This is a genomic window from Prevotella sp. C0026C3 (genome assembly GCF_056590795.1).
The window spans coordinates 1-8010 of sequence record NZ_JBWPWW010000034.1; the positions used below are offsets into that span (position 1 = coordinate 1).

At 37.3% G+C, this 8010-nt stretch carries 8 protein-coding genes; 6 read left to right on the top strand and 2 right to left on the bottom strand.

The genetic code is table 11. From position 1 onward, the window contains the following. Nucleotides 1–369: 369 nt before the first annotated feature. The 3 genes from AC1EK4_RS11675 to AC1EK4_RS11685 all read left to right on the top strand — a co-directional run bounded on the left by AC1EK4_RS11675 (nt 370) and on the right by AC1EK4_RS11685 (nt 2688). A complete protein-coding gene (locus AC1EK4_RS11675; protein WP_480358369.1) occupies nt 370–510 on the top strand; it encodes a hypothetical protein in 141 nt (46 codons plus the stop codon). Nucleotides 511–569: 59 nt separating this feature from the next. Then, entirely contained in the window at nt 570–1172 is a 603-nt protein-coding gene (locus AC1EK4_RS11680; protein ID WP_036900905.1) for a riboflavin synthase, read from the top strand. A 175-nt stretch (nt 1173–1347) separates the two neighbouring features. Then, complete coding sequence (locus AC1EK4_RS11685) at nt 1348–2688, top strand: TolC family protein (protein WP_480358371.1); 1341 nt, start codon at nt 1348–1350, stop codon at nt 2686–2688. A gap of 89 nt (nt 2689–2777) precedes the next feature. On the opposite strand, the gene uvrB is transcribed toward AC1EK4_RS11685, so the two are convergent. Further along, nucleotides 2778–4823 (bottom strand): excinuclease ABC subunit UvrB, encoded by a 2046-nt coding sequence (gene uvrB, locus AC1EK4_RS11690; protein WP_480358373.1) that lies wholly within the window; start codon nt 4821–4823, stop codon nt 2778–2780. Between the two features lie 123 nt (nt 4824–4946). On the opposite strand from uvrB, the gene AC1EK4_RS11695 reads away from it, so the two are divergent. The 3 genes from AC1EK4_RS11695 to AC1EK4_RS11705 are packed head-to-tail and all read left to right on the top strand — an operon-like array spanning nt 4947 to nt 6653. Next, nucleotides 4947–5831 (top strand): outer membrane protein assembly factor BamD, encoded by an 885-nt coding sequence (locus tag AC1EK4_RS11695; RefSeq protein ID WP_052053052.1) that lies wholly within the window; start codon nt 4947–4949, stop codon nt 5829–5831. 15 nt (nt 5832–5846) lie between these two features. Further along, the gene (locus tag AC1EK4_RS11700; protein ID WP_036900850.1) at nt 5847–6188 is read left to right on the top strand and encodes a DNA-directed RNA polymerase subunit omega; all 342 of its coding nucleotides are present in this window, start codon (nt 5847–5849) and stop codon (nt 6186–6188) included. A 3-nt stretch (nt 6189–6191) separates the two neighbouring features. Continuing rightward, the gene (locus AC1EK4_RS11705; protein WP_062434684.1) at nt 6192–6653 is read left to right on the top strand and encodes a DUF4293 domain-containing protein; all 462 of its coding nucleotides are present in this window, start codon (nt 6192–6194) and stop codon (nt 6651–6653) included. Between the two features lie 40 nt (nt 6654–6693). Here the strand turns inward: AC1EK4_RS11705 and glf are convergent, their stop codons facing one another. Further along, the gene (gene glf, locus AC1EK4_RS11710; RefSeq protein WP_480358376.1) at nt 6694–7815 is read right to left on the bottom strand and encodes a UDP-galactopyranose mutase; all 1122 of its coding nucleotides are present in this window, start codon (nt 7813–7815) and stop codon (nt 6694–6696) included. Nucleotides 7816–8010: the final 195 nt, after the last annotated feature.

The window sequence follows — 8010 nt, forward strand, 5'->3', positions numbered from 1 at the left end:
GTTGTTTCTTTTTCCTCGCCGAGAGATGCAGACAACCTCTCGCTACGCTTCGAGAACGTCTGCATCTCTCGGCGAGGACTACTCTTTTATTGCACTTCGTTTTGTAACTTGCAGTGCTCTTTCCTTTTTCCTATAAATATTTGGAGGGAAATGAAAAAGATGCTATCTTTGCATAAGGTAAAGTTGCACTCGGCAATTTGAAAACAAGTTTTCATTGGTGCTATCTTTGCATAAAAAGAATAAAAGGAGAACGACTTTGGGGTTGTGTCGGTTTGATCGGGATACTCATCAAATAATATCGAAAACCGAGGATGTTCCTTTTGTTAATGGCGGGCCACATAAACTCGTAAGAGGTAAGTCGCAAGACCGGTGGATTACAAAGACGGAGGACTCTCAATCATTGATTTCTCGGAGTTTCATCACATCATCGGGCAACCCCTTTTTATTAAAACAGATGGATATTATATCCAATGTGTAGAGACGATGCATGCATCGTCTCCTTTTGGTTAAAAGAGATGACAGCCAAGCGAGATACACTCCGTCTCTACACAGAAATAAATATTTAAAATATGTTTAGTGGCATTGTAGAAGAAATGGCTACACTAGTAGCTATCAATAAGGAACGGGAAAACATAGACTTCACGCTGAAGTGTTCGTTTGTAGACGAATTGAAAATTGACCAAAGTATTGCCCACAATGGTGTTTGCTTGACGGTCGTTAGTATTTCGGGGGATACCTATACAGTAACAGCTATGAAAGAGACTTTGGATCGGTCGAACCTTGGACTACTTAAAGTAGGTGACAAAGTAAACGTGGAACGCTCCATGATTATGAACGGTCGGCTTGACGGACACATTGTACAAGGACATGTAGACGAGACTGCCACTTGCATTAATATGCGGGATGCAAATGGTTCTACTTACTTTACATTTAAATATCAGCAAAATTCTGAGATGATAAAAAGAGGATATTTCACTGTAGATAAAGGTAGCGTGACAGTGAATGGTGTATCTCTAACCGTATGCGAGCCAACAGAAGATAGTTTCACAGTAGCCATTATCCCCTATACCAGAGAGTTTACCAACTTCTGTGATATATCGGTAGGTTCTACGGTCAATATTGAGTTTGACATCTTAGGTAAATACATAGCTAGACTGCAATCATTATCGTGATTGCAGTCTTTTAGCATATATGCATCATAAACGCTATACATTGTACAATATCTTTTTAAAAGAATGTTAATATAAGACGAGTAAAGCAACTTTTGCTTCTCTCTTTTCATCAAATAGTAAAATAGAATCTACGCGTAAGATTTCATATTAACAAAATCATCAACCAATTATAGATATGTATAATAAGATTGTCACACAACTATTGAGCCTAGCTCTATGCGCAATACCCATGACAAGTATGGCTAGAGAGTGGTCGTTGCAAGACTGTATAAACTACGCATTGCAAAATAATATCTCACTACAGAAGCAAAAAATAAATAAACTGAGCGCTCACGAAGACGTGTTACAATCGAAAGCAGCACTTCTCCCCTCGTTAAGTGCGTCTACAAGCCAAAATATAGGTTACACTCCGTGGATAACTAGTGGTATCAGTGGGGATGGTTATTCAAAGCTAGCCGTGGACAAAACATATTACAATGGAAACTATGCCATCAGTAGCAATTGGATATTATGGAACGGTAATCAAAACAGAAACAACATTAAATTAAATCAACTGGTTGAAAACAAAGCAGTTATAGACTCTGCGACTACTGCACGTAATATCCAAGAACAGATAGCTCAACTCTATGTTCAGATACTATATTCCAGCGAGGCCATTAAGGTAAACAAAGAAAGTTTGGAAACAAGTACCAAGAATGAAGACAGAGGAAAAGAAATGGTGCAAGTGGGTAAGATGAGTAAAGCCGACCTAGCACAACTAACCTCGCAACGCGCACAAGATGAATACAACGTTGTCTCGGCAGAAAGTCAAGTGAAGAACTACAAAAGACAATTAAAAGAACTCCTACAAATTACAGACGATAAAGATTTTAATATCGCGATTCCATCAACGACAGATGAGCAAGCATTGCAACAGATTCCGACGATGAATATGATTTATAATGCGGCACTGGATAATCGTCCGGAAATTAAAAGTTATCAGAATAGCATTGCTCAAAGTGACTTACAGATAGCCATTGCCAAAGCTCAAAAAATGCCGACCATTAGTGCCAATGCCGGAATAAGTACGAGTACCACCTCTATGAATGATAACGCATGGGGACGCCAATTAAAAAATAATTTTTCTACAGGGGCTGGAGTAACCATCAGTGTACCCATATTTGATAACAGAACATCTAAAACAGCTATCAACAAAGCTAGATTAATGAGGGAAAACAGTATGCTTGACTTAAAAAATGAGCAGACGACTCTCTACTCTACTATCGAAAACTATTGGTTGCAAGCCACTACCAATCAAAACCAATTTAAGGCAGCAAGAGTAAGTGTGGAGAGTGCAAAAACTAGTTATGAACTATTAAGCGAGCAATTTCGCTTAGGATTAAAGAATATCGTTGAACTCATGACTGGAAAAGATAAATTACTCACAGCACAACAAAACGAACTACAGAGCAAATATATGTCTATATTATATATTAACATGCTCAAGTTCTACCAAGAGGGAACACTAAAGAGATAAAGGAATAAAGATAAAATGCTACAAATAATTGAATAACAATATTATTCATCAAGATTCAAGGCGCCATCATATGATGACGCCTTGATATCTTATTTTACAGAAACACCTTTTAATTCTAACTGTTCTTGTAAGCGTATCAATTCATCGCGATATTGTGCAGCCTGTATGAAATCCAAATCCTTGGCAGCTTGTTGCATTAATTTCTTGGTATGTTCGATACTCTTTTCCAATTCCGGACGCGTCATACGCTTGACTATAGGATCTGCTACAAATGCCATCTCTGTAGGTTCTACATACTCTTGATATTTGCCCTTTATAACATTCCTATCCTCTCCGGAATCAGTACCAATCGGGAATGTTTTAATATCTTTGACAATCTGCATCGGCGTAATGCCATGTTTTTCATTATATTTAAGCTGTTTACAACGCCGCCTAGCCGTTTCATCAATGGTTGCCTGCATACTATCGGTAATGGTATCAGCATACATAATAACCTTACCATTGACATTTCTAGCCGCTCTACCAGCAGTCTGCGTCAAACTTCGTTTACTGCGAAGGAATCCTTCTTTATCGGCATCGAGGATAGCTACCAACGATACTTCGGGAAGATCGAGTCCTTCTCTCAACAGATTGACTCCTACAAGCACATCATATACACCAACACGAAGGTCATTCATTATCTTGACACGATCGAGTGTGGCTACATCACTATGAATATAATTTGCTTTGATATCGTGATTCAATAAGTATTCAGTCAATTCTTCTGCCATTCGCTTAGTCAAGGTAGTCACCAACACACGCTCATGTCGATGAATCCGTGTAAGAATTTCATCCATCAAATCATCTATCTGATTTTCACTGGGACGCACTTCTATCTCCGGGTCTAATAGTCCTGTTGGACGAATTATCTGCTCAACAACAACACCTTCAGATTCACGTAATTCATAATCTGCCGGTGTGGCACTGACATAAATGACTTGATGGATTAGTTCGTGGAACTCCTCAAATCTCAATGGACGATTATCGAAAGCTGCCGGAAGTCTAAATCCATATTCTACCAGATTCTGCTTTCTTGCCCTATCACCACCATACATCGCATTGATTTGAGGAACACTGACATGGCTTTCGTCTATAACTAGCAAGAAATCTTTTGGGAAAAAGTCTAAAAGGCAATACGGACGCTCGCCCGGTTGTCGACCATCAAAATAACGTGAATAATTTTCTATCCCACTACAATGGCCTAACTCTTTTATCATTTCCATATCATACTCAACACGTTCTTTAATTCGTTGAGCCTTTATGTTATCGCCAATTTCATGATAGTATTCAGTTTGCTTGGCTAAGTCATCCTGAATCATACGAATAGCCTGTTCGGTTTGCTCCTTAGACGTGACGAAAAGATTGGCCGGATATATCTGATAATCCTCAAAATCAGATAAACGCTGAAATGTAAGAGCATCAACTTCTTGAATGCTATCAATCTCATCATCCCACCATGTAACTCGCAAAATATTATCACTATAAGCCATAAAGACGTCGACAGTATCTCCTTTTACCCGGAAAGTGCCTCGTTTCAATTCTATATCATTTCTCACATATAGAGCATTGACCAATCGACGCAAGAAGTCATTCCTATCCAATCGCTGCCCTCTTTTAATAGAAATAATACTTTCTTGCATGGCAACAGGTCCGCCCATACCATAAATACAAGAGACAGAAGAGACAACAATAACATCTTTTCGCCCAGAGAGAAGAGCAGACACTGCTCCAAGTCGCAACTTGTCTATTTCGTCATTAATAGCCAGATCTTTCTCTATATAAGTATCAGATGACGGCAGATAGGCTTCCGGCTGATAATAGTCATAATAAGAAACATAATATTCAACGGCATTATCAGGAAAGAAATCTCTCATCTCTTGATACAACTGAGCTGCTAAGGTTTTATTATGACTAAGAATCAATGTCGGTTTATTTGCGTTAGCTATAACATTAGCTACCGTAAATGTCTTTCCAGAACCGGTTACTCCAAGTAATACTTGTGCGTTATCCCCATTTTGTAATCCCTCTGTCAGTTCTGAAATGGCCTGAGGTTGATCGCCCGTTGGCTTATATTTAGATGTTAATTTGAAATTCATCTCTACAAAATTACAAAACACCTTGGTAATAGCGTTATAAAGACTAATAAAATACGAAAAAAGATTTCGTTTACTTTGCCAATCCTAGAAATATCAGTAACTTTGTATCCTCAAAGCGACAATATGAAAAAAGTATTTCTGATAACAATAAGTACCATTTTGCTCTTCTCTAGTTGTGCCCAAGAGTTCAACAAAGTGTACAAGAGCAATAATTATCCTTATAAATACGAATTCGCTAAAGAATGTTTTGCCAATGGCAAATATACTAGAGCCATTACTCTGCTCACAGATCTTATAGCTGTCGAGAAAGGAACAGATAATGCAGAAGAAAGCCTATACATGCTAGGTATGGCATCTTATTGTAGCAAAGATTATGAAGGTGCTGCACAAGCTTTCAAACGCTATTATCAGTCATACCCACGTGGACAATTTGCAGAGATGGCTCACTTCTACGAAGGACAAGCTATCTATGAGAGTACCCCAGAGCCTCGTTTGGATCAATCTATGACTATCACTGCTATCTCGGCTTTCCAAACTTTCCTAGACCTTTATCCAGATTCAAAGTTCAAGAAAGTAGCACAGCAACGTCTGTTTGAACTGCAAGATAAGTTGGTAACAAAGGAATATGCATCGGCAAAGCTATATTATGATTTAGGATCATATTTCGGCAATTGTACGAGCGGTGGTAATAATTATCAAGCATGTATCATCACTGCACAAAATGCATTGAAAGATTATCCTTATAGTAATAAGCGTGAAGACTTTTCATTGCTTATTATGAAAAGTAAATTTGAATTAGCTCAACAAAGTGTAGATGAAAAGAAATTTGAGCGCTATCAAGATGCAGAAGACGAATGCTATGGTTTTCTAAATGAATACCCAGATTCTAAAGAAAAGGAAACTGCAGAAAAATACATAGAAAAATGTAAGAAATATACTAATGAAGATAAAACGGCTCATGCTGTAAAGCAACCAGAAGACCAGAAATCAGAAAAAGAAAATAATTAAATTACATCAATAATAATGGATTATAAAAAGTCTAAAGCTCCAGTTAACACTGTCACTCGTAACATCATGGATCTCTGTGATGAGACTGGAAACATCTATGAAAGTGTAGCTATTATTGCAAAACGTGCAAATCAGATTTCTGTAGAAATCAAACAAGATTTAAATAAGAAACTTGCAGAATTTGCTTCATACAATGACTCATTGGAAGAGGTGTTTGAAAATCGTGAACAGATTGAAATATCTCGCTATTATGAGAAACTACCAAAACCTACATTGCTAGCTACTGAGGAGTTTACAGAGGGAAATGTATATTGGCGCGATCCCGCTACAGACACAGACAATCTTAGTATAGACTAAAAGATGTTACAACGCAAACAAACATTATTCTTGCTTGCAACTATCGTGGTAATTTGCTTCTGCCTCTATTTGCCGATAGCTCACTATACACCACCTACTGGCATTAGCAAAGGAGCTATATTATTCAATTTGGCAACATATAATCATCTGGAATCCGGAATAGATTTCTCTAACTGCCCATTGTTCATTGTACAAAGCTTATCTGCCATTATAGCAATTATCACAATATTCCTATACAAGAATCGTCAATTACAAGTGAAGTTTTGTAATGGAGGGATTATTCTACAACTAATCTGGTATGCGCTATATGGCTTCTATTTGTATAGTAATCACGATATATTAGGAAGTGCACATATTAATTTTGCAGCATGTTTACCACTTATAACTATTATCCTCCTCTATCTAGCAAGACATGGGATTGTGGCCGATGAAAAACTGGTCAAGAGCATGGACAGAATTAGATAAAATAAAAGAGCAGGATTTTCAATCTTGCTCTTTCATTTTCTTAAAACATAATCTTGTGTATTATTGGTGCCATATCATAATATTTGTATTCGGCTAATCTTCCACCAAACTCTATTTTTTCCTCTTTAGCAGCTAAAGCTGCATATTGACGATAAAGTGCTTGGTTCACATCATCATTTACAGGATAGTAAGGTTCGATTCCATCTTTCCATTCCATACTGTATTCTTTACTGATAACAGTCTTTGGACAAGCATTAATAGCAGAACCAAACATTTCAAAATGTTTATGCTCTATGATGCGTGTATAAGGCATATCAGATTCCGTATAATTAATAACAGCATTTCCTTGATAATTAGCCGTATCAAGAATTTCTGTCTCAAACTTAACAGTACGATAGTTCAACTTTCCAAATCTATAATCGTAAAATTCATCTATCTTCCCTGTAAATAAAACTTTATCAGCAAGATTCAGCCAATGTTCTTTATCTTGAAAGAAGTCAACACCAACCATAACATCCGCACCGTCCAACAACCCATCTATCAATTTATTATATCCACCAATAGGTATACCTTGATACGAATCATTAAAATAGTTATTATCAAAAGTTAGACGAACAGGTAAACGTCTTATAATAAAGGCAGGAAGCTCAGTACATTTTCTTCCCCATTGCTTTTCCGTATACCCCTTAATCAACTTCTCGTATATATCCTTCCCTATCAATAATAAGGCTTGTTCTTCTAAATTACGAGGTTCATCAATACCTAAATTCCTCATACGATTCAAGGCTTCAGCACGTTGCTCAGCTAATTTAGCTTCAGCTTCAGCCGGCGTAGTAACACCCCACATTTGATAGAAAGTGTTCATATTGAAAGGAAGATTATAGAGTTTCCCTCTATAATTTGCAACAGGAGAATTTGTATAGCGATTAAATGGAACTATACTATTCACAAAGTCCCAAACCCCTTTATGATTCGTATGGAATATATGTGCACCATATTGATGTACATTAATTCCCTCTATATTGTCACAATAAAGATTTCCTCCGGTTTGTAGACGCTTATCTATTACCATACAACGCCTACCCTTGTGAATCTCACGATACGCAAAAGTAGAGCCATACAAACCTGCACCTACAATTAAATAATCATATTTTTTAGCCATTATCAAGAAATATTATGGTATTATACAAAGTTAGCTAAAAAGCTAATATGTTGCAATAATATTCCAAATAAAAGCTCAAAAAACTTGTATACGCCGATTAGGGAGAGCTAGGTATACCCAAAAAAGCCCCGACTACATTCAGTAATCGAGGCTCTCGTTAAAAGAAGGCGGCCACCTACTCTCCCGCATTGCATT

Bases quoted from the DNA above. Each gene is read 5' to 3' on its own strand.
- AC1EK4_RS11685 (WP_480358371.1), top strand. From the start codon at position 1,348: ATGTATAATAAGATTGTCACACAACTATTGAGCCTAGCTCTATGCGCA.
- uvrB (WP_480358373.1), bottom strand. From the start codon at position 4,823: ATGAATTTCAAATTAACATCTAAATATAAGCCAACGGGCGATCAACCT.
- AC1EK4_RS11705 (WP_062434684.1), top strand. From the start codon at position 6,192: ATGTTACAACGCAAACAAACATTATTCTTGCTTGCAACTATCGTGGTA.
- AC1EK4_RS11700 (WP_036900850.1), top strand. From the start codon at position 5,847: ATGGATTATAAAAAGTCTAAAGCTCCAGTTAACACTGTCACTCGTAAC.
- AC1EK4_RS11695 (WP_052053052.1), top strand. From the start codon at position 4,947: ATGAAAAAAGTATTTCTGATAACAATAAGTACCATTTTGCTCTTCTCT.
- AC1EK4_RS11680 (WP_036900905.1), top strand. From the start codon at position 570: ATGTTTAGTGGCATTGTAGAAGAAATGGCTACACTAGTAGCTATCAAT.
- glf (WP_480358376.1), bottom strand. From the start codon at position 7,815: ATGGCTAAAAAATATGATTATTTAATTGTAGGTGCAGGTTTGTATGGC.